This is a genomic window from Robertmurraya kyonggiensis, assembly GCF_005116465.1.
In the GTDB taxonomy this organism is placed as follows: domain Bacteria; phylum Bacillota; class Bacilli; order Bacillales; family Cytobacillaceae; genus Robertmurraya; species Robertmurraya kyonggiensis.
The window spans coordinates 307,590-329,921 of record NZ_SWBM01000002.1 but is presented as its reverse complement, the minus strand read 5'-3'; the positions used below and the strand labels follow the sequence as shown (position 1 = coordinate 329,921).

The following is a 22,332-nucleotide window of genomic DNA, read 5'->3' as shown; positions in this document are numbered from 1 at the left end:
TCAACCCCCTAACCCAAGCATGATAGTCTCAAGTGTGGCTTGTAGCGGTTCGCTTAGTACACTTGGGTAAACACCGATTAACACAATAAGTGCGAGCAATACGAGTACTGGCACAAATTCAACGGACTTGATATCAGTGATTCCTAAAAATTCACGCCCCGCTTTTCCGTAAGTCATGCCAAGGACAGCTCGCAATAGGTAAACAGCCGTCATAATGATGCCGATACAACCGATTGCAGCAACAACTGGATGCGCCTCAAACAATCCGAGGAAAGCCATAAATTCGCTGACAAAGCCTGACATACCTGGCAATCCTAGAGAAGCCAGTGCGCCTGCTAATAAGAAGCCTGATGCAAGCGGCATTCCTTTTGCCATTCCACCGAGATTCGCAATCGTCGAGGTCTGGAATCGTTCGTAGAAGACGCCGACCAAAAAGAAGAGCAATGCCGAAATCAATCCGTGAGAGACAACTTGGAAAATCGCTCCTTGGATGCCAGCTTCATTTAATGCCCCGAGTCCAATCAAGACAATTCCCATATGAGAAATCGATGAGTAAGCAAGGACCATTTTGAAATCTGTTTGAATGAAAGCTAAGAACGCTCCGTATAAAAGGTTCACGACACCTAAGATAGCGAGTAATATTGCTAATGTTTTGAATTGCTCTGGGAAAATTCCAAAGCCAAAGCGAATCAAACCGAATGCCCCAATTTTTAATAAAATCCCTGAGTGAATCATAACGACTGAAGGCGGTGCTTGTACGTGAACGCGCAGCATCCATGTATGCAATGGGAAGATTGGCAACTTCACGCCAAAGGCGATAAGAAGCGCAATGGCTAATCCCATTTTCAACGACTCAGAAATTGGTGAAGGAGTATTAGCACCCTCGACTGCCATTAATTGCATCAGGTCGTTAATGTTCGCCGTACCCGTTCTTGCAAACAACACCATAATGACAATCAAAAGAATAGCGGATCCTAACCCGTTGTAGATTAAATAGCTATATGCCGCTTTTTCTTTTTCAAAATAGCCCCACTTTCCAATTAGGAAGAACATCGGGATCATCGTAATCTCGAAAAAGATGAAGAAGAGCACGAGATTTTGTGCCGCAAACACTCCAAGCATGCCAATCTCCAATAATAGAAACAGCATGAAGTAGCCTTTCCATTCTTTTTTAATATGAATAGAAGCAATCGCAGCGAGTGTGGAAACAACGGCCGTTAATACGACTAAGATGAGCGAGAATCCATTTAAGCCTAATTCATAGTCGATAGAAAATAAGCTCGGATCTGATCCGAAATGAATCCATTCCTTCACCACATCGTATTTCGTTAAATCCTTTGTTCCAAAAGCAACAAGTGCCAGGACGAGTGCTGGCAAAGTCGCCAAGAATCCGACTAGTTTAATTAGGGATTCCTGCGTTTTTGGTAATAACGCCAATACTAAAATGCCAAGTAGCGGGGAGAACACTAGAATTGATAAAAAGCTCATTTTAAGTACCCCCCTGCTAAGACGTAAACGACAACTAGGACTGCTAAGCCAACAAAAGCCACTGTTCCGTAAGCTTGAACCTGACCGCTTTGAATTTTTGAGCCTGTTTTCCCAAGCCCATGAACAATACCTGCCACGCCTTTAACGATCCCTTCGACCACAAAAGCTTCGATATAACTTAGAAGAACCGATAAACCTTTTGTTGTTTTCACAACGGATAATGCGTAAAACTCATCCAGATAATATTTGTTATAAAGCATGTTGTACGTTATTGGCATCCGCGATGATAGCCAATCTCTTTGCAGAGATTTTTTTCCGTACATGAGCCACGCTAGGAAAATCCCGAGTAAGGATACAAGCGTTGCAACGATCATGATCCATGCCGGACCTTCTGTATGACCATGGCCCAATGCTTCATTTCCTTCTACAAGCCAGTCACCAAGGAATGTTCCAAACCACGGTGTATTGAAGTAACCTGCAACAACAGCAAGTACTCCTAATACAATCATTGGCACCGTCATTACTTTTGGTGATTCATGAACGTTTTTCATCTCACTGCGAGATTGCCCTGTGAACACCATGAAGAACAAGCGGAACATATAGAATGCTGTAAAGAACGCGGCAATCACAGCAAGCCAGAACAAGACTGGGTTTCCATTTGTCCAAGCCGCAATGAGAATTTCGTCTTTACTAAAGAATCCTGAGAATAATGGAACTCCACTAATGGCAAGTGTTCCAATTAAGAACAACGGGCCAGTTAGGCGAAGCTTCTTCCATAAGCCACCCATCTCTTCGATGTTTTGTGTGTGCACCGCGTGGATGACACTACCAGCTGCCAAGAACAATAAGGCTTTGAAGAACGCGTGTGTCATTAAGTGGAACACACCTGCCACATAGCCTGCAGATCCAAGAGCCAACATCATATAGCCAAGCTGGGAAACGGTCGAATAAGCGAGTACTCTTTTAATATCCGTTTGAACCAACCCGATGCTTGCCGCAAAAATGGCTGTGAACGCACCGATTACAGCTACGGTCATGAGTGCTGTTTCGCTCGCTGTAAAGAGCGGGAATAGCGCCGCAACCAAGTACACACCAGCTGCAACCATTGTTGCTGCATGGATTAAAGCCGATACTGGTGTCGGACCTTCCATCGCATCAGGCAACCATGTATGTAACGGAAACTGACCGGATTTTCCGACGGCTCCGATAAAAATCAGAATCGCTGTCAGCGTAATGATTCCTGCTGAAATAGCACCTTCTTCAACTGCTAGAAAAATAGCATCATATTCGAAGCTACCAACCTGCCAGAATAAGAGAATCATTCCGATCAGGAGTCCAACATCCCCGATACGGGTCATAATGAAAGCTTTTTTCGCTGCTGCCTTCGCTTCTTCCTTATAAAAATAGAATCCAATTAAGAGGAAAGAACCGACCCCAACGAGCTCCCAGAAAATATAGGTTTGCAGTAGATTAGGAGAAACGACGAGTCCTAACATTGCAAATGTAAATAATCCTAAGTACGCATAGAAAATGTGAAAACGGTCATCACCATGCATGTAGCCTTTTGAATACGTATGAACGAGAAAGCTAACAAGCGATACGATGACGAGCATTAACGCATTTAATTGATTGACTTCAAAACCCGCTGTTAATTGCACATCCCCTATTGCAAGCCATGTTGCTTCGGCTTTATACGTCGGGTGGTTGAAGCGATCAAACAACACCACCAATGAGTAGATTAAAGAGAGAAATGTCAGCGCCATTCCAACGTAGCCACTGTTTTCCTTTAATCTCCTCCCAAATAGAAGAAGGAACAAAAATGAGATAAGCGGGAAAAGCGGTATGATCCATGCATTCTCCATCAATATCACAATCCCCTTTTAGAACGCGCTTATTACCCACGCGCGTTTGATTGGGCCCGCGTTTGATGCGGGTCATAGAAAAGTTTAAGATTTAAGGTCATTCATTTCATCAATATTAACGGTTTTCTTGTTGCGGTAAAGAGCGATTAAGATCGCTAGTCCGACTGCCGCTTCTGCTGCAGCAACCGCAATCGCAAATAAGGCAAAGACCTGACCTGTAATAGACGGAATCATGCCGAACTTGCTAAAAGCTACTAGATTAATATTGACGGCATTCAACATTAATTCTATTGAAATTAATACGATAACCGTATTTCTTTTTGTCAAAGCACCGTATAAACCGATGCAAAACAAGATTAAAGCAAGGGTTAGGTAGGCTGCAACGGGAACACTACTCATTCCTTATCCGCCTCCTTTTTATTGTCATTTTTCGCTAAAATAATCGCGCCGATCAATGCGACTAATAGCAGAACAGAGGTTAACTCAAATGGAATGATGTATTTGGAATAGAGCGCCATCCCGATTTGCTCTGTATTATTTTCATGTAAAGTAGTTGCTTGTGGGTTGAAGTCTAAATTATAAATGCCAATATAGACGGCAACACCAAATCCTAGAACACCTAAGAAAAGAAAGATTTTCTTTAGGGCTCCTCCTTTGGGCTCGCTCGTATCGTTATGTCGAGTCAGCATGATTCCAAATAGCATGATGATCGTGATGGCTCCTGAATAAATCAGCACTTGAACAACAGCTACGAATTCTGCAGATAGAAGTACGTAGATACCAGCAAGGCTGATAAACGTGAACACAAGTGCGACGACCATATGCACGACTTTCGTCAAATTCAGTAAAAGCACACCACCGATGACTGCGACTAAAGCGAGACAAAGAAACGCTAATAATTCACCAGAAAAGGTCATGCTTTATTCACCTTCCGAACATTCTCGTCATTTTCATCGAGCCATTCTAGATTTTTAAATAACTCATCGCGACTGTATTCAGCAAGCTCAAAATTATTTGTCATGACAATGGCTTCTGTCGGACAAACCTCTGTACATAAATCACAAAGGATACAAATTTCAAAGTTGATGTCATACGTATCGATGACTTTCCCTTTTTTCGTCGGATCCGGATGCTTTTTCCCCGTCAATTGAATGCAATCCGTCGGACAAATATTAGCGCATTGATTGCAGACAATACATTTTTCCGGGTAAAACTTCTGGATGCCTCGAAAACGATCGGGTAATGGAATTGGTTTATTTGGATAATCGTATGTTGGTTTTTCCTTCGTTAAGTTTTTCAGGGTATACTTTAAACCTTTTGCTAATCCAAACCCAAGCATGTTCTTCACCCCTTTTTACCATAAAGTGATTATTCTCCCATGATTATAGTAGTTCTTTGATGATTGCAGTGAGGAAGATATTGGCGAGTGCGACTGGTAATAATACTTTCCAGCCGAATTCCATTAGTTGGTCCGCCTTAATACGCGGGAACGTGCTTCGGAACCATAATAAAATAAATATCACTAGACTAAATTTCAGTGCGAACCAAACGGCACCTGGGATGAAGTCTAGGAATGAGAATAATGGCAGCCAACCACCTAAGAATAGGACTGTTGTTAAAGACGCCATTGCAAACATATACACGTATTCAGAGAGCATAAAGAAGGCCCAACGGAATCCGGAGTATTCAACAAAGTATCCAGCAATTAGCTCGTTTTCTGCTTCTGGAAGGTCAAATGGAATCCGGTTCAATTCGGCCACTGAAGCGATGAAAAAGACGATAAAGCCAATCGGCTGAAGGAGGATATACCAGACATTCTCCTGTGCTGCGACGATTTCGTTAAGGTTCAAGCTTCCTGTTAAAAGAATGACCCCGAGAACAGACATGACAAGCGGAATTTCATACGAAATCATCTGTGCCGCCGCACGCATACCTCCAAGCAACGCGAATTTGTTATTGGATGACCAACCTGCCATCACAACCCCAATGGTTGTTAGCCCCGAAACGGCAATGTAATAGAGAAGTCCAACACCGATATCAGCAAACTGTAGCTTGTCGGTAAACGGGATTGTCGCCACAACCATGAAGGATGGCGCAAACGCGATTACGGGAGCCAGAATAAATAACGGTTTATCCGCTAATTTCGGAATCGTATCTTCTTTTAATAAAAGCTTCAGAACGTCTGCAACAGTTTGCAGTAATCCCCACGGACCCCCAACCTGATTCGGTCCGTAGCGCATCTGCATAAATCCCATTACCTTTCGCTCTGCTAAAATCGCATATGTAACAAAACCGAGTATCACTAATAGTAAAACGGCAGCGAGGACAAAGAAAATTACAAAGTTTAATAGACTTGCTTGATCATGTAATAAACCCTCTATCATTAGCCGTCCACCTCCCCTAGGATGATATCTACTGCTCCTAGAATGGCAATTAAGTTTGAAATGCTTTCTCCCTCTAGTAATTTCGGGAGGATTTGCAGATTATAAAATGATGGCCTTCTAAATTTTAGACGATACGGCTCCTTTTTACCATCACTTGCAATGTAGCAGCCGATTTCTCCACGAGGAGATTCGATTCGTACAAAGGCTTCTCCTTTTGGTGCTTTAATGATTTTTGGTACTTTCGCAAGGATTGGACCTTCTTCTGGAAACTGCTCTACACATTGTTCTAATATTTTCAAAGCTTCCTCTATCTCGGCAAAACGCACATGGTAACGAGAGAGGACATCTCCTTCTTCGCGAACCGGTACATCAAAATTGAAGCGGTCGTAAATGGAGTATGGCTCATTTTTACGAAGATCCCACTTGACGCCAGTACAGCGAAGATTCGGTCCACTTAGAGAATAATTCAAAGCATCCTCTTTGGTGTATTTTCCGATTCCTTTTACACGATTCAAGAAAATTTCATTGCCCGTTACAAGGTCGTGATAGCCCTTGATTTGCTCGCGCATATGAGGAATGAATTCTCGTACCTTATCAACCCAACCCTCTGGCGCATCCCATTTAACGCCACCAACACGCATATAGTTGAAGGTTAAACGAGCCCCAGAAAGTTCATTTAATAAATTAAGAATCATTTCTCTTTCACGGAAAGCATAGAGTAGCGGACTTGTCGCCCCAAGGTCAAGGACGAATGTGCCCCACCACAACAGATGGCTTGATACACGTCCAAGTTCCATCGCCATTACGCGTAAAAATTCTGCGCGTTCTGGTACTTCGATTCCCATCATCGTTTCAACAGCGTGACAGATCACATAATTGTTGGTCATTGCAGAGACATAGTCCATCCGGTCGGTGTAGGGAATGATTTGTGTGTATTGAAGGTCTTCCGCCAGCTTCTCTGTTCCACGGTGAAGGTAGCCGATGACTGGCTTTGCTTCCTTAATCGTTTCCCCGTCGATTTTTAAAATGAGTCGAAAAACACCGTGCGTACTCGGATGCTGAGGTCCTACGTTCAAAAGCATTTCTTCTGTTCGTAACACGCTTTACACCTCCACATCATACGGTTCATAGTCTTTTCTAAGCGGATGACCAACCCATTCTTCCCCAAGCATGATCCGGTGTAAATTCGGATGATTATGGAATTGAATTCCTAGTAAATCATAAGCCTCACACTCAGGCCAGTTTGCACCTGCCCAAAGGTTACACAATGATTCAATAGCTGGTTCATCACGATCTAGTTTCACTTTTAACGCAACAGATTGACTGTTTATGTAGGAATATAAGTGCACATACACTTCCATATGTGTTTCATAGTCAACCCCATGTAGCTCAGAAAGATAATCAAAGCCGAGTTGCTCGTTGTATTTCAAGAATTGAGCGATTTTAAAATAGAATTCACGCTTCGCCACGAGTGTCGGAACGTCTTTGGAGAGTCTATTAATATAGGATTCTTCTAGAACTTCCTTGCCTAAGTGCTCCTCAATGACTTTCACGAATTTATCAAGATAAGGCTGATTGGCTGAAGGCCTCTGCTCTTCTGCAGGTGCCTCGGCTGTCTTTCCTGCTGCTGCGGCTCTTGCTTTTGCGGCCGCGGCGGCTTTTGCTTTTGCCGCTGCGATGGCTTTCGCTTTTTCGTCGTCGCCCGCTGACTCCGCCGCTGGATCTGATTCGGCACCTTCCTGTTTCGCCTTGGCTGCCGCTTTTGCCTTCGCGGCTGCGGCTGCTTTTGCTTTGGCAGCGGCAATCGCTTTCGCCTTTTCATCATCGCTTGCTGGAGCTGATTCAGTTGATTCGGTGCCTTCTTCTTTTGCCATGCGTGCAGCTTTCGCTTTCGCGGCTGCGGCGGCTGCGGCTTTTGCTTTTGCTGCAGCGGCTGCTTTTTTCTTCGCGAGGTCCTTATCGTCTTCAGAAGTTACGGATTCGGCTGGCGCTTCAGTTGAGGCTTCCGCTTGCTCCATTGCTTTCTTTTTCGCTAGGGCTGCGGCTTTTGCCTTCGCTGCTGCAGCAGCCTTTTTCTTCGCCATATCTTCATCTTCTGCTGGAGATTCTGGTTCAGCTTCGGCTGGTGCTTCAGTTGCAGCTTCCGCTTGCTCCATTGCTTTCTTTTTCGCTAAGGCTACGGCTTTTGCTTTTGCCGCTGCGGCAGCCTTTTTCTTCGCCATGTCTTCTTCATCTTCTGCTGGAGATTCTACTGGCGTTTCAGCTGCAGCTTCCTTTTGCTCCATCGCTTTTCTTTTTGCTAGAGCAGCAGCTTTCGCTTTTTCTGCAGCTTCTCTTTTTAGTTGTTCTAAATCTTTTTCCCCGCTCATCGATTAGATCACCCTCTTCCCGGTTTTCGCCTCGTAACGGATCTTTTCTTTAAGTTTATTAATTCCATAGATTAGGGCAGCTGGATTGGGTGGGCAACCAGGAATATACACATCCACTGGCACGATTTGATCCACACCTTTTACCACAGAATAGGATTTGACATACGGTCCACCTGCAGTAGCACAAGAGCCCATCGCAATTACCCATTTTGGTTCTGCCATTTGATCGTATAAACGTCTTAAGATTGGCGCCATTTTCTTCGTCACAGTACCTGATACGATCATGACATCAGATTGACGAGGTGAGTTACGATAAAATGTGCCATAACGGTCTAAATCGTAATGGGCACTACTAGAAGCCATCATTTCGATGGCACAACAAGCAAGCCCGAATGTCATTGGCCACAATGAATTACTCCGAGCCCAACCTTTTATTTGTTCTAATGAAGCCATTAGTACGGAACGCTGTACTTCTTCCATTTCTTCTGGTGAAATATTCTCTAATTTTAAATCCATTTTAGCACCTTCTTCTTCCACGCATAGACAAGTCCGATTAGTAGCATGAATACGAAAATTAGCATTTCTATGAGCGCAAAGATGCCTAATTTTTCATAGGCAACAGCCCATGGATACAAAAAGACTGTTTCCACATCAAAAATGACGAATAACAGGGCAAAAATATAGTAACGAACATTAAATTGAACTAGTGAATCATTAAATGGATCGTTACCGCTTTCATATGTGGTATATTTCGCTTCCGACGGTACGTGCGGACGTAACAGCTTGGCTAAAAACAGCGCCACCACAGGTAAAATTACCCCGAGACACAGAAACACTACTACAATCAGATAGTTATTCTGATATAAGTTAAAAAGTTCCATACCCCTTCCCCTCCAAAGTCGTAAAACTTTTCAAAACTTTACAATTTGTAACCGAATTCATTATAACATTGTTAGAAACTGGTGTCGACAAAGCCTGGAGACTTTTAACAACAGATCTGCTAATCTATTTTTTTGAAAAAAGGATTGCTTTTTTCGGTGCCTTTCCTCCTTTCTTTCTAATTACAATTTAATGGTAGTTTTCTTCGTTTGTCTGTGAGTTTTGTCAAATTTTGTTCAATTTTGCAGAAATTTTTAAAGAGAGAGATAAATGACCTCGTCTTATATAATTATTGGATTGGTTTGGAGAATATGAGAATGTCTTGCAATTTGTGAGGATGTGGATGAAATTACCTATTTTGGGTTTGTGAGGAATACTATGAAGAGAACGAACCCTCTAAAACAGACAACTTTCCCATACAATCAAAAAACACCTCCCAGCAATACACTGGAAGGTGTGGTTTTATCGATTATTTGCCCGCAACGTCTAAGCGGTTGATCGCTCTTTTTAGAGCTAGTTCTGCGCGTTTGAAATCAACATTTTCCTGCTTTTGCTGGTGTAAAAGATTCTCTGCGCGTTCCTTTGCTTTCAATGCACGATCGACATCGATTTCATATGATACTTCAGCAGCTTGAGCCAGGATCGTTACTTGTTCAGGTCGAACCTCAAGTAAGCCACCACTCACTGCGATATATTCTGTATTTCCGCCCGAAATTAAGCGAACGGCTCCTATTTGTAACGGTGCAACCATCGGAATGTGCCCAGGTAAAATCCCAAGCTCACCGCTTAGAGCTTTTGTGCTGACCATTTCCACATCTGATTCATACACCGGGCCATCGGGAGTAACAACACTGACTTTAATCGTCTTCATTTTTTACCCTCCTGGTCCTAGATTAGACCTCTACGCCCATTTTCTTTGCATTCTCGATGACGTCTTCGATACGTCCAACAAGACGGAATGCATCTTCTGGAAGGTGGTCCCATTTGCCTTCAAGAATTTCCTTGAAACCTTTAACAGTTTCTTTTACAGGTACGTATGAACCTGGCTGTCCAGTAAACTGTTCAGCAACGTGGAAGTTCTGAGATAAGAATACTTGAATACGGCGTGCACGTTGTACAACAAGCTTATCCTCGTCAGAAAGCTCATCCATACCTAGCATTGCGATAATATCTTGTAATTCTTTGTATTTTTGTAGAGTAGACTGAACTTCACGAGCTACCGCGTAGTGCTCTTCTCCAACGATATCTGGTGACAATGCACGAGAAGTTGAAGCAAGAGGATCCACCGCAGGGTAGATACCCATCTCAGAAAGCTTACGCTCAAGGTTAGTCGTTGCATCTAAGTGAGCGAAAGTTGTAGCTGGAGCCGGATCCGTATAGTCATCGGCAGGTACATAAATCGCTTGGATAGATGTAACAGAACCTACGTTAGTAGATGTGATACGTTCTTGTAATTTACCCATTTCAGTTGCAAGAGTTGGCTGGTAACCTACGGCTGATGGCATACGTCCTAAAAGGGCTGAAACTTCCGAACCTGCTTGCGTGAAACGGAAGATGTTATCCATGAAGAATAGAACGTCTTGTCCTTGCTCATCACGGAAATATTCAGCCATAGTTAATCCTGTAAGAGCAACACGCATACGTGCTCCAGGTGGCTCGTTCATTTGTCCGAATACCATGGCAGTTTTCTTGATAACGCCTGAATCCGTCATTTCGTGGTAAAGGTCGTTCCCTTCACGGGTACGCTCACCAACACCAGCGAATACAGAGATACCTCCGTGTTCTTGTGCGATGTTGTTGATTAACTCCTGGATTAAAACGGTTTTACCTACACCGGCACCACCGAATAGACCGATTTTTCCACCTTTGATATATGGAGCAAGAAGGTCTACTACTTTAATTCCAGTTTCAAGAATTTCAACTTCAGTTGAAAGTTGTTCAAATTTAGGCGCTTCTCTGTGGATAGCATCACGACGAACACCAGCAGGAATTGGTGCATCAAGGTCGATGTTGTCACCAAGTACGTTGAATACGCGTCCTAATGTAACGTCCCCAACAGGAACAGAGATTGGTCCACCTGAGTCAACAGCTTCAGCTCCACGAGTTAATCCGTCAGTTGAAGCCATTGCAATAGTACGAACCGTATCATCACCTAAATGAAGGGCAACTTCAAGAGTTAAGTTGATAGCAACTTCAGATTCGTTACGCGCTTCGTTAAAAATTGTTAATGCGTTATAGATTGCAGGTAGTTGGCCGCTTTCGAATTTCACGTCAACAACCGGACCCATAACTTGAACAACGCGTCCTTTATTCATCTTATTCCCTCCTAATCAGAAATGCGTAAGGCGCTCGTTTATCGGCGACAAGCACAAGACAAGCTGGCATGGAGGTTGTTCTTTAACCTCCTTGACGGATTGGCTTGTGACCTCGAGCCGATAGCGCCTGTAGCTAGACAATTATGAAAATGCGGAGACGCCTCGTTCACCTCCGACAAATATAAGACTAGCCGGCATGGAGGTTGTTCTTTAACCTCCTTGACGGATGGGCTTATAACCAAGGAAAAAAGGTTTCCTTTTTTCACTCGAGAGGTAGGCGTCGCAGCTAGACAGTTCTAGCTTATATGTTCAATTTGATTATTTTTTCTTTATTCCAACGCTGCAGCTCCACCGACGATTTCGGTGATTTCTTGCGTGATGGCAGCCTGTCTTGCACGGTTGAACAAGAGGCTGTATGAATCGATAAGGTCTTTCGCATTATCGGTTGCACTTTTCATCGCATTCATTCGGGCTGCATGCTCTCCCGCTTTACTATCTAAAAGGGCTCCGAAAATTAAGCTCTCTGCATATTGAGGAAGTAATACTTCTAAAATCTCTTCTGCTGAAGGCTCGAATTCGTAGCTCATAGGCTTTTTAGAAGTAGCAATATCGGTGAGAGGTAGAATTTTTTTCTCTACAACGTCATTTTGAATCGGATTGACAAAATGATTATAGTACATATACAATTCATCAAACGCTCCGTCGATAAACATACCAATCGTTTTATTTACCGTATCTTTTACCTCGGCAAAAGTCGGTTGATTAGCGATTGCTGTTAAATCAAGGGCAATATTCATATCGCGCTTCCTAAAGAATTCACGTCCTACTTTTCCAAGAGAAATGATAACATACTCATCCTTTGATGTATGGTTCTTCTGAATAGCCTGCATTGCTGCACGCAATACGTTACTATTAAAAGCTCCCGCAAGTCCACGTTCAGCCGTAATGACTAAGTAAGCCGTTTTCTTTACTGGACGATTTACTAACATTGGATGGGCTACACCGCTACTACCAAGTGCTACAGATGCAGTCACTTCTTGGATTTTCTCCATATAAGGGACAAATGCCTTCGCATTCCCTTCAGCACGGCTAAAGTTGGATGCTGAAACCATTTCCATTGCTTTGGTTATTTGACTCATTTTCTTAGTAGACGTGATTTTATTTTTTATATCGCGTAATGATGCCACTTAATTCTCACCACCTTTTCAAGATTGTCGAGCAGGGGGGTATAAGAAACCCACACCTGCTATATTAGGCCAGTATTACTCAGATACTGCGAAAGATTTTTTGAATTCGTTAATTGCTGCTGCCATTTCATCATCAGTTGGAAGCACTTTCGTAGTAGCAATATGGTCTAACACATTCTTGTGATTGTGGTCTAACCATGAAAGGAATTCAGATTCGAAACGACGAATATCCTGTAACGGAATATCATCTAAGAAGCCACGTGTTAACGCATATAGAATCGCAACTTGCTTTTCTACTTTTAATGGCTTGTTCAGATCTTGTTTTAATACCTCTACTGTACGAGCACCACGCTCTAATTTCGCTTTAGTTGCTTTATCGAGGTCAGAACCGAATTGAGCAAATGCCTCAAGCTCACGGTATGAAGCAAGGTCAAGACGTAATGTACCAGCTACTTGCTTCATCGCTTTAATTTGCGCAGATCCTCCTACACGAGATACGGAAAGACCGGCATTGATCGCTGGACGTACACCAGAGAAGAATAGGTCAGATTGTAAGAAAATTTGTCCATCTGTAATAGAAATAACGTTTGTTGGGATATATGCAGAAACGTCACCTGCTTGTGTTTCGATGAATGGAAGAGCTGTGATTGAACCAGCACCCTTTGCATCACTTAACTTCGCAGCGCGCTCTAACAAACGGCTGTGTAAGTAGAATACATCCCCTGGATATGCTTCACGACCTGGAGGACGACGTAATAATAGGGAAAGTTCACGATAAGCAGATGCTTGTTTTGTTAAGTCATCATAAACGACTAACACGTGTTTTCCTTGTAACATGAACTCTTCAGCCATTGATACACCAGCATAAGGAGCTAGGTATAGCAATGGAGCTGGTTGAGATGCAGATGCAGTAACAACGATTGAATACTCCATTGCACCATTTTTACGTAAAGTTTCAACAAGTCCACGAACTGTTGATTCTTTTTGTCCGATTGCCACATAGATACAGATCATGTCTTGACCCTTTTGGTTCAAGATTGTATCGATTGCAACAGATGTTTTACCAGTTTGACGGTCACCGATGATTAACTCACGTTGTCCGCGTCCGATTGGCACAAGTGCGTCAATCGCTTTAATTCCAGTTTGAAGTGGCTCGTGTACGGATTTACGATCCATAACACCGAAAGCTGGACTTTCAATTGGGCGAGTTTTTGTTGTATTAACTGGACCCATGCCATCCACTGGTTGTCCTAGTGAATTCACGACACGACCAATTAGTTCTTCACCTACAGGAACCTCCATGATACGGCCTGTACGACGAACTTCGTCACCTTCACGGATTTCTGTGAAAGGTCCTAAAATAATGATACCGACGTTATTTTCTTCAAGGTTTTGTGCCATACCCATAACGCCATTTGAAAATTCAAGAAGCTCTCCAGCCATGACATTGTCGAGGCCATGAGCACGAGCGATACCGTCACCGACTGTGATAACCGTACCTACATCACTCACTTGAATTTCCGACTGATAGTTTTCAATCTGCTTTTTTATCAGCGCACTAATTTCTTCAGAATTGATGCTCATGAGTTTCACCCCTATCTACGAATAGAATGCGTTCAACGACGCAAGTACTGTTCTTAACTTAAAAGTGTTCTTTCTAAACGCTCTAGTTTTCCACTTAAAGAGCCGTCGAAAATACGATTTCCGATGCGAACCTTTACGCCACCGAGCAAGTTAGAATCCACGATATTTTTGATACGAAGAGAAGTTTTGCCAACCTTTTTCGCAAAAGTTGAAGATAAAGCCTCACGTTCTTCGTCTGTTAAAGGACGAATCGTGTATACTTGTGCTTCAGCAATTCCTCTATCTTCATTTGCCAATTGGATAAATTCATCAGCAACAGCTGCCATTTCATCCACACGATGGCGGTCGATTAATAACATAAGTGTATTTAACACATATGTATTTACTTGTAAAAATGCATTCTTCAAAATCTCTTTCTTCTTTTCAATTGGAAGCTTTGGAGATTTTAAGACAGCATTTAATTCAGCATTATCTACCAATACCTCTTTTACTACACGAAGCTCTGCTTCCATCTGGTCAAGAAGGTTATGTTCTTTCGAGAGCTGGAAAAGAGCCGATGCATAGCGTTTTGCTACACCTGAGCTACTCATCGTTATCTCCCGCCTTCTTGAATGTATTCGTTAATTAGCTTTTCTTGATCTTCAACAGATAGCTCTTTTTCAATAACTTTAGAAGCGATTAGAACAGATAGAGAAGCGACTTGCTCGCGAATAGCTGCGACAGCCTTTTCTTTTTGCTGATCAATCTCAAGCTTTGCAGATTCTTTTAAGCGTTCAGCTTCTGTACGCGCTAATGCGATAATTTCCTCACGTTGGAGGTCACCTTGCTTTTTCGCGTTTTCAATTAAGCCTTGTGCTTCTGTACGCGCTTCTTTTAAAAGATTGCGCTGTTCTTCTACTAATTGGTGAGCTTCAGTACGACTTTGCTCAGCAGAATTTATTTCATTTGCAATGTGGTCTTCACGTTGTTTCATGATGCCCATTAATGGTCCCCATGCAAACTTTTTAAGTAAAGCCATCAAAATTAAGAACGCGATTAACTGGAATGCAATATCTCCACTGTTAAAACCACTATGTGCTTCTGCAGCACCTAAAACTAGACTATTTGTTAACACCCTCAGGTTCACTCCCTTCAAGAGTCGTTCACTTCAATAAAAGAATGATTATTGACATAAAGGAATGGCGAAGCTACTCATAAAAGATCTTCGCCATTTTTAACATATTAATTAATGATTAACCACCGATTACCATGAACGCGATAACAACCGCGATGATAGGAATCGCCTCAACTAATGCAACCCCGATGAACATTGTAGTTTGAAGCATACCACGTGCTTCTGGTTGACGAGCGATACCCTCAACTGTACGAGATACGATAAGACCGTTACCAATACCAGCACCTAGTGCTGCTAAACCGATTGCGATTGCTGCTGCTATAAGACCCATTATAAATTTCCTCCTTAAATGTATAAAAATAGTTTATTTGTCCAATGATTGAACAAGGTTTATATTAATGGTCTGAACTCACTTTGTGTGAGAGGTAAACCATTGTTAACATACAGAAAATGAATGCTTGGATTGCGCCGACAAAGACTGAGAATCCTTGCCAAGCTAACATTGGTACAATTGCAGCCAAGTGGCCGCCTATTCCTGTTGCAAGGCTTCCTGCTAGTAATGATAAAAGGATTTCCCCTGCATAGATGTTTCCGTAAAGACGAAGACCAAGAGTTAAAGTGTTCGCAAATTCCTCAATGATCTTAATCGGGAACATAAACCAAAATGGTTTGAAGAACTCTTTCCCGTAGGATGAGAACCCTTTTAGCTTGACGCCGTAGTAATGGGAAAGTACCACTACCAATGTTGCTAACGTTAATGTTACTACTGGGTCAGCTGTTGGTGATTTCCACCATAATACACCATCATGGGTAATCGAGAATGGTAGTCCTAACATATTGGATACAAAAATATACATGATAATTGTGATTCCTAATATGTGGAACCGTCCACCGTCTTTCCAATCCATCGTGCTGTTGATGATGTTTTTCACAAAATCCATGACCCATTCGAAAAAGTTTTGCATTCCCGTCGGTTTCATGACCAGCCTTCTGGTCGAAAGCACAGCGATTAAAAATACAATGGCACTGGCAATCGTAATCATGAGCACATTTGCTAAATTAAAGGTAATCGTTGTGATACCAAAAAAATCTAAATGATATAATGGAGCTCCATGATGCACAGTATTCACCTCTCTTCTTTAGTTAATTATGCGGATGAATCGCTTGCTTAAAAAATTCTATCATAATGACAAAATATGGTGTCATCAAACCCAAAATCACGCTGTACAAATGGATTACATCAGGATACTTAACCGAGAGCATGACTGCTAAAATAGCTGTTGCCATTCTAGAAATCATCCCAAGAGAGCGAACTCTCCCTCCACTAACGACCGCCTTACCGAACTTGTCCATCCGTTTTGCAAGTAGCCACATATTAAAGAGGCCAAAAGCAGTTCCAAGAATTAAACCTAAAAAGATAGTTTTATATGTTGTGAAGCCCCAGCCTAGAACATAGATGGATAACAAAAAAAGTATGTATTTCTGCTGTTGTCGGTAGATTGTTTGTACATCCGGCATCGTTGATTATTCTCCTGAAAAGAAATGTTGGACTAATCGTAGCATTGCGTATACACCCGCTGCTAAACCGATTAATAATCCAATAATTAAGAAAAGTGGTTCGGTTCCAATTTCGCGATCGAGCCATCTCCCAAGGAAGATGCCAATCAGCACGGATCCGACTAATTGAGAAAGAATCGCGGACATTAACGCCATCGCTTGGAATGGGTGGCGATTATTCTGTTTCATTGTAACGCATCCTCTCTTTAAGAGAATGGTAAGAAGGCTGTTATTGGTGACTTCATATTATTGCAAAAAAGTATAAACGCTTTGTTATATAACGGTTGTGAAAACCTTACCATTTATACCCTTTGTAAGCATACAATAGGGACAAATCAATGTCAATGCGTTTATAGTGAAAAAGATCACAGGAATAACAGCCAATTTTATACATGTTCACAAAATTTTCAAATTTTCATTCGTTAACATATTGCATAATATTTTTTTCTTGTTCCACAATCTCTTTCACAATAAAAATTGTAGTTTCGATCATATCCTCCTTCCCATGTTTTCTCGCAAAAATTTTCGCCAAATACAATCCATCCTCCGGCAAATCCTTGAACGATATTTCTTCTTTTAATTGTCCTTTTCCAACTTTTCTTTTTGCGTCTAAAAATCCAACAAATTGATACGTATCCGGATTAAAGAGCGCAATCCCAAACTCATCTGCCCCACCTGGCAAATACACCTCATATCGATAGGTTCCTGGCTTATCACCTAGCCCAAAGTCAAAGCCCATTACGCGTGGATAGTTCGGCTCTTCTAACACATACAAATAGGGCAAGCGAATATTTTGCGAACCAGCCTGCAGTTCAATATAACCATCATGGATTTTTTTCTTTAATTCTTTTGGATTAACCGTCATCTTGATGGCAACTTTCTTTTTCTCCTTCGGCTTTAGGGTAAAAAACATCGGCATTTCCCAACTGATTCCCTGTTCATATTTCGGAATTGTAAACGAATAGGATTGCTGCTCGTCGCTCACATTTTCGATTGTGACATATTGTCTATGAGTATGTGGTTCTTCTGCTAGCTTAAATTTCCCAAATTGAAGAGAGGACGGCAGAACGAGCGAATTTGTTTTAATCGCATCCTCTACTTGAATTCGGCCCGCCCCTTGTTCATAGGTACGATAACTATGACCTTTTTGATCGTTTAGTGGTTTAGCCGTATTCATTAGGGAAGCTTTGATTTCTTCAGGCGACCAATCTGGATGTGCCTGCTTGATGAGGGCACTCGCCCCTGCCACATGAGGAGCTGCCATACTAGTTCCTTGCAGTGCGAGGTAGCCACCGGGAACCGTGCTAGTGATAGCAACCCCCGGTGCAACCACATCTGGCTTAACCTCCCATGTAGAGGTAACTGGTCCGCGCGAACTAAAGTCTGCAAGGAGATCCTTTTCTTCTATTATATTTGTGCGGGCATAGGCATTGTCCGTGATTTGTGCTTTGAGTCGTTTGCCATCTTTTTTTGAAATAGTCGTTACCGGAATATCAATCTCAGCCTCTAGATTCCCAATGAAACTTCCATTTACATTGTTGTAGATCACGACTGCTACCGCTCCCGCTCGTTTAGAGTTATTCGCTTTTTCGGTAAAAGTAAGTTCGCCCCTTTCAAGGAGGACAATTTTCCCTCTCGCATTCGTTAATTCATTCGGCTTCCCTAATCTCCCAAACACGATCGGATAGGAACGATCAAGCTTCCAACTTTGCGCTCCTTGCATCGGTTCGAGTCGAACTGGTTCAGTTAGTCCATCGATGGTTAAATACGGAACTTTTAGTGTGGGTGTTGAAGCTCCGACAGATATGGCTTTCGTCGCAGTCCCAGGTGATCCGACCGTCCACATATTCGGTCCTGAATTTCCAGACGAGGTCACTGGGACAATGCCTTTTTCAGCTGCTTTATTAAGCGCTAGACTAATCGGGAGGTCTGGCCCATTAACGTTGTTCCCAAGGGACAAATTGAGGACATCGACCTTGTCCTTGATTGCTTGTTCAATGGCCGCAAGTACTTGCTCGGTTGTTCCTGCTCCACCAGGACCAAGTGCACGGTAAGCAATGACCTCCGCTTCTGGAGCCACTCCATTAATTCGTCCGTTCGCTGCGATGACTCCGGCAACATGTGTGCCATGAAGGGTAATTGGAGTTTGAAGTGCTTCTGATTCCATCGGATCCTTGTCCCCATCAACCAAATCATGCCCGCCTTTATAACTTCTTCTTAGGTCAGGGTGGTTGTAGTCGATGCCCGTATCAATAATTCCGACTTTGACTCCTTTGCCCGTTAGACGATGATCGCCTTGGTCAAACAGTCCTCTTGCTTCATCGCTGCCGATAATTTCAATATTGTCTTCCATTTGAGTTTTGTAGGTTTGCACCTGAGAGACGAGCTCAACTCTGTTAGATTCTTCAAGCTTTGTGAGCGATGCCAGGCTACCTTTTACGGAAAAACCATTGAGGGCATGCTGAAAAGTGTATCTTAATTTGAGATCAGGATAGTCGTTGAGAATATTTTTGATTGCTGTTTCGGTTAGTGGATTTTGCGAGGTGACGATAGCGATTTTTTCGGTTTGTGGTGATTCCTCAGGGATTGGAGGATGTTCAAGCTGGCGTGCGTATGTAGTTTGTGTGATGGCTAGCAGTATGACTGTGATGAGAAATTTTTTCATGGTAAAACATCCTCTTTTTCCATAGAATGTTCTAGTTTCGATGAGAGTATGCGTGAGGTTAGTTTGTAATTTTGGTGGGATGGTGGGTGGATTTAATTACGTTCGTGAACTGACGGCGATAGAATCTCACAAAAACATACTAAGATTAGTAGTGCAGACCAAGGCATTGGTTAGCGCTACTATTTTTTTATATAGTAGAAATGAAGAATAGGCCGTGTCAGTTTTAGGATCTAGAATCCGTCATAAAAACTGGCCTTCTTCATTTACCTTATTTGAATCAGGTTTAAGTATGTTGGATCCTTGAGATCGTGTATAAGAAATGGGAATCGATAAGTGTAAAATGAAGTCTTCAATCGTACTAGGGAGAGGTGAAGGGAACGTGAAACATGTTATTTCATTTGATGTAAGTATGGGAAAAAGTTACATGGTTATATACAACTCGTATAAAGAGTGTTTATACGAAGGGGAATTTACTCACACTAAACTAGGCTTTAATGAAGTCAAATTAAGGATTAATCAAATAATTAATAGCTATGGAATATCCCCTGAAATCGTGTTTGAATCTACAGGGGTCTACTCAAAGGCTTTAGAACGTTTTATGAAAGAGAACCACTACCCTTATTGCTTATTGAATCCTTTAGAGGCAAAAATCCAATGTGATTCCTTACGAATTCATAAAACCGATCGAAGTGATGCACATAAATTAGCCTTAACTCATTTTTCGATGGATAGAAAAGAAAAAACGGTGTCTGATTCAGTCTTTGATCAACTGAAATCACTTTCGCGATTCTACAGTGAGCTGGACGACGAATTAGGGGTTATTCGCAATCGACTACATAAGGTTATGCAGGAGACCTTTCCAGAACTCGAGAACATTTTCACAAGAAAGTCGAATTTGTTTTTAAACATTGCCCAACTATTCCCTCACCCCGACTTTTTAATTGGGCACTCAAAAACAGTTATTCGTAACAAAATTATAGCGAATACCAATAAAAATATTTCTAAGAACAGGGCTGAAAAGAAAGCACAGGAACTACTACTAGCTGCCGAACAATCCTATCCAGCTGTTTCACCAGATGATGTCCTTTGTGAACAAGTAAGAATCTACTCCAAACGTTTTCAAGAACTTCTAAATGAAAAAGACCAATGTATCGGGAAAATGATTAAACTAGCTGATCAACGAGTAGAATATGAGCTCCTTCTAAGTTTTCCAGGTATAGGCCCCAATACAGCTGTAAGGCTAATGGCTGAGATTGGAGATATATTCAGATTTAGTAATAATAAACAACTCAATGCATTCGCAGGTATTGATATCAGACGTTTTCAATCTGGGAAGTCCTTCTATAAAGACAAGATTAACAAACGTGGAAATAAGCACTTACGTAAGCTACTGTTTATTATCATTCAAAATATGATCAGGCTACGCCGAAATGGGAATAACCACATTGTTGATTATTACGACAAATTAAAAACGCAACCCTATAACAAATGTCATAAAGTTGCGTCCATCGCTTGTGTGAATAAACTACTAAAGAGCATCTTTCATTTAATCACACACGGTATAAGCTATGACTACCGGCTAGCCACCTCATCATAGTTATACCTCACATTCTAACACATACTTAAGCCTATTCAAAAAATGATTATGGACCAGGCTTATTTGTCGTCTCTTCCTTTTGTCCCCTAACAAAGCAATGAACTCATCAAGAAGAAATATTCTAAAAATACTTGACTAGACGTAAGAAAAACTGACCCCAAAAGGTCAGTTTTTCAATGGATTATATGGGTTCGGTCTTTCTGATGATTGCTTGAAGTAGTAGCTAATCGCATCGCAAATGCGTCGAGATGCTTCACCATCACCGTACGGATTCACTGCTTTCGCCATCTTTTCATAAGCTGCGTCATCTGTTAACAGTTCAGTAGCAAGATTATAGATAGTATCCTCATCTACACCCGCTAACTTTAATGTACCAGCTTCAATTCCCTCTGGACGCTCAGTCGTATCGCGCAACACAAGAACTGGCACTCCAAGTGAAGGTGCTTCCTCTTGCACGCCGCCTGAGTCTGTTAAAATCAGATGTGCTCTTGATGCAAAGTTATGGAAATCGATCACATCAAGCGGCTCGATTAAACGAATACGTGGGTCATTGCCTAGAATTTCGTCTGCAATTTCACGCACGACTGGGTTTAAATGAACTGGGTAAATAACTTGTACATCCCTTTGCTCGTCCACAATGCGTTTAACCGCACGGAACATATTGCGCATTGGCTCTCCAAGGTTTTCACGACGGTGAGCGGTTAAAAGGATTAAACGATCGTCACCAAGGCTATCTAAAACTTCATGATGATACTCTTCTTTTACCGTTGTTGTTAACGCGTCAATTGCCGTATTCCCCGTAACAAAGATACTCTCTTCCTTCTTGTTTTCACGGCGTAAATTTTCCGCAGACATCGTCGTAGGCGAAAAATGTAGGTCAGCCATAACCCCTGTTAACTGGCGGTTCATTTCCTCTGGGAATGGCGAGTACTTATTCCAAGTACGTAGACCCGCTTCCACGTGTCCAACAACAATTTGATTATAAAATGCAGCTAAGCTCGCGATAAAAGTAGTTGTCGTGTCACCATGTACGAGGACAATATCAGGCTTAACTTCTTTCATAACTTTATCTAGACCTTCTAGACCACGAGTTGTGACATCAACAAGGGTTTGGCGGTCCTTCATAATATTTAAATCATAATCAGGTGTAATGCCAAAAATATTTAGCACTTGGTCCAGCATTTGGCGATGCTGAGCCGTTACCGTTACAATCGATTCGAATCTCTCTGGGTACTTTTGAAGCTCAAGAACGAGCGGTGCCATTTTGATTGCTTCAGGTCTTGTCCCAAAAATAGTCATGACTTTAATCGGCTTGTTCATGTTGAACACCA

Annotated in this window: 23 protein-coding genes; 1 reads left to right on the top strand and 22 read right to left on the bottom strand. The window is 42.2% G+C overall.

The window, feature by feature from the left end; translation table 11 throughout:
* The 21 genes from FA727_RS12840 to FA727_RS12740 form a co-directional block, all read right to left on the bottom strand.
* Positions 1-1,488 carry an NADH-quinone oxidoreductase subunit M gene (locus tag FA727_RS12840; protein WP_136831368.1) on the bottom strand — a complete coding sequence of 496 codons (1,488 nt, stop codon included), beginning with the start codon at positions 1,486-1,488 and terminating at the stop codon, positions 1-3.
* Positions 1,485-3,353, bottom strand: a complete 1,869-nt coding sequence (nuoL, locus tag FA727_RS12835; RefSeq protein WP_136831366.1) for an NADH-quinone oxidoreductase subunit L — start codon at positions 3,351-3,353, stop codon at positions 1,485-1,487. The genes FA727_RS12840 and nuoL overlap by 4 nt, the downstream gene beginning before the upstream one ends.
* 81 nt (positions 3,354-3,434) lie before the next feature.
* Positions 3,435-3,749: an NADH-quinone oxidoreductase subunit NuoK gene (gene nuoK / locus FA727_RS12830; protein WP_136831364.1), complete on the bottom strand. Its 315-nt coding sequence runs from the start codon at positions 3,747-3,749 to the stop codon at positions 3,435-3,437.
* Positions 3,746-4,267, bottom strand: a complete 522-nt coding sequence (locus FA727_RS12825; RefSeq protein ID WP_136831362.1) for an NADH-quinone oxidoreductase subunit J — start codon at positions 4,265-4,267, stop codon at positions 3,746-3,748. The genes nuoK and FA727_RS12825 overlap by 4 nt, the downstream gene beginning before the upstream one ends.
* Positions 4,264-4,689 (bottom strand): NADH-quinone oxidoreductase subunit NuoI, encoded by a 426-nt coding sequence (nuoI, locus tag FA727_RS12820; RefSeq protein WP_136831360.1) that lies wholly within the window; start codon positions 4,687-4,689, stop codon positions 4,264-4,266. The genes FA727_RS12825 and nuoI overlap by 4 nt, the downstream gene beginning before the upstream one ends.
* Positions 4,690-4,732: 43 nt before the next feature.
* A complete protein-coding gene (nuoH, locus tag FA727_RS12815) occupies positions 4,733-5,734 on the bottom strand; it encodes an NADH-quinone oxidoreductase subunit NuoH (protein WP_136831358.1) in 1,002 nt (333 codons plus the stop codon).
* The gene (locus FA727_RS12810; protein WP_136831356.1) at positions 5,734-6,834 is read right to left on the bottom strand and encodes an NADH-quinone oxidoreductase subunit D; all 1,101 of its coding nucleotides are present in this window, start codon (positions 6,832-6,834) and stop codon (positions 5,734-5,736) included. Before FA727_RS12810 ends, nuoH begins: the two co-directional genes overlap by 1 nt.
* 3 nt (positions 6,835-6,837) lie before the next feature.
* Positions 6,838-8,103 (bottom strand): NADH-quinone oxidoreductase subunit C, encoded by a 1,266-nt coding sequence (locus tag FA727_RS12805; protein WP_136831354.1) that lies wholly within the window; start codon positions 8,101-8,103, stop codon positions 6,838-6,840.
* 3 nt (positions 8,104-8,106) lie between these two features.
* Entirely contained in the window at positions 8,107-8,583 is a 477-nt protein-coding gene (locus tag FA727_RS12800; RefSeq protein WP_425456151.1) for a NuoB/complex I 20 kDa subunit family protein, read from the bottom strand.
* A gap of 26 nt (positions 8,584-8,609) precedes the next feature.
* Positions 8,610-8,984 carry an NADH-quinone oxidoreductase subunit A gene (locus FA727_RS12795; protein ID WP_136831352.1) on the bottom strand — a complete coding sequence of 125 codons (375 nt, stop codon included), beginning with the start codon at positions 8,982-8,984 and terminating at the stop codon, positions 8,610-8,612.
* A 467-nt stretch (positions 8,985-9,451) separates the two neighbouring features.
* Positions 9,452-9,853 carry a F0F1 ATP synthase subunit epsilon gene (locus FA727_RS12790; protein ID WP_136831350.1) on the bottom strand — a complete coding sequence of 134 codons (402 nt, stop codon included), beginning with the start codon at positions 9,851-9,853 and terminating at the stop codon, positions 9,452-9,454.
* A 22-nt stretch (positions 9,854-9,875) separates the two neighbouring features.
* Positions 9,876-11,297, bottom strand: coding sequence for a F0F1 ATP synthase subunit beta (atpD, locus tag FA727_RS12785; protein WP_136831348.1), 1,422 nt, complete (start codon positions 11,295-11,297; stop codon positions 9,876-9,878).
* 329 nt (positions 11,298-11,626) lie between these two features.
* Positions 11,627-12,484, bottom strand: coding sequence for an ATP synthase F1 subunit gamma (gene atpG, locus FA727_RS12780; RefSeq protein ID WP_136831346.1), 858 nt, complete (start codon positions 12,482-12,484; stop codon positions 11,627-11,629).
* A 75-nt stretch (positions 12,485-12,559) separates the two neighbouring features.
* A complete protein-coding gene (atpA, locus tag FA727_RS12775; protein ID WP_136831344.1) occupies positions 12,560-14,068 on the bottom strand; it encodes a F0F1 ATP synthase subunit alpha in 1,509 nt (502 codons plus the stop codon).
* Between the two features lie 53 nt (positions 14,069-14,121).
* Positions 14,122-14,658, bottom strand: coding sequence for a F0F1 ATP synthase subunit delta (locus FA727_RS12770; protein WP_136831342.1), 537 nt, complete (start codon positions 14,656-14,658; stop codon positions 14,122-14,124).
* 2 nt (positions 14,659-14,660) lie between these two features.
* On the bottom strand, positions 14,661-15,182 hold the full coding sequence (gene atpF, locus FA727_RS12765) for a F0F1 ATP synthase subunit B (RefSeq protein ID WP_136831340.1): 522 nt from the start codon (positions 15,180-15,182) through the stop codon (positions 14,661-14,663).
* A 118-nt stretch (positions 15,183-15,300) separates the two neighbouring features.
* A complete protein-coding gene (gene atpE, locus FA727_RS12760) occupies positions 15,301-15,513 on the bottom strand; it encodes a F0F1 ATP synthase subunit C (protein ID WP_019153961.1) in 213 nt (70 codons plus the stop codon).
* Positions 15,514-15,577: 64 nt separating this feature from the next.
* Complete coding sequence (atpB, locus tag FA727_RS12755; protein WP_136831338.1) at positions 15,578-16,303, bottom strand: F0F1 ATP synthase subunit A; 726 nt, start codon at positions 16,301-16,303, stop codon at positions 15,578-15,580.
* A 22-nt stretch (positions 16,304-16,325) separates the two neighbouring features.
* Positions 16,326-16,700, bottom strand: coding sequence for an ATP synthase subunit I (locus tag FA727_RS12750; RefSeq protein ID WP_136831336.1), 375 nt, complete (start codon positions 16,698-16,700; stop codon positions 16,326-16,328).
* Positions 16,701-16,706: 6 nt separating this feature from the next.
* Complete coding sequence (locus FA727_RS12745; protein WP_136831334.1) at positions 16,707-16,928, bottom strand: AtpZ/AtpI family protein; 222 nt, start codon at positions 16,926-16,928, stop codon at positions 16,707-16,709.
* A 226-nt stretch (positions 16,929-17,154) separates the two neighbouring features.
* Positions 17,155-19,404 (bottom strand): S8 family serine peptidase, encoded by a 2,250-nt coding sequence (locus FA727_RS12740; RefSeq protein WP_136831332.1) that lies wholly within the window; start codon positions 19,402-19,404, stop codon positions 17,155-17,157.
* Between the two features lie 379 nt (positions 19,405-19,783).
* On the opposite strand from FA727_RS12740, the gene FA727_RS12735 reads away from it, so the two are divergent.
* Complete coding sequence (locus FA727_RS12735; RefSeq protein WP_136831330.1) at positions 19,784-21,001, top strand: IS110 family RNA-guided transposase; 1,218 nt, start codon at positions 19,784-19,786, stop codon at positions 20,999-21,001.
* 165 nt (positions 21,002-21,166) lie between these two features.
* On the opposite strand, the gene wecB is transcribed toward FA727_RS12735, so the two are convergent.
* Positions 21,167-22,321, bottom strand: a complete 1,155-nt coding sequence (wecB, locus tag FA727_RS12730) for a non-hydrolyzing UDP-N-acetylglucosamine 2-epimerase (RefSeq protein WP_136831328.1) — start codon at positions 22,319-22,321, stop codon at positions 21,167-21,169.
* Between the last annotated feature and the right edge of the window lie 11 nt (positions 22,322-22,332).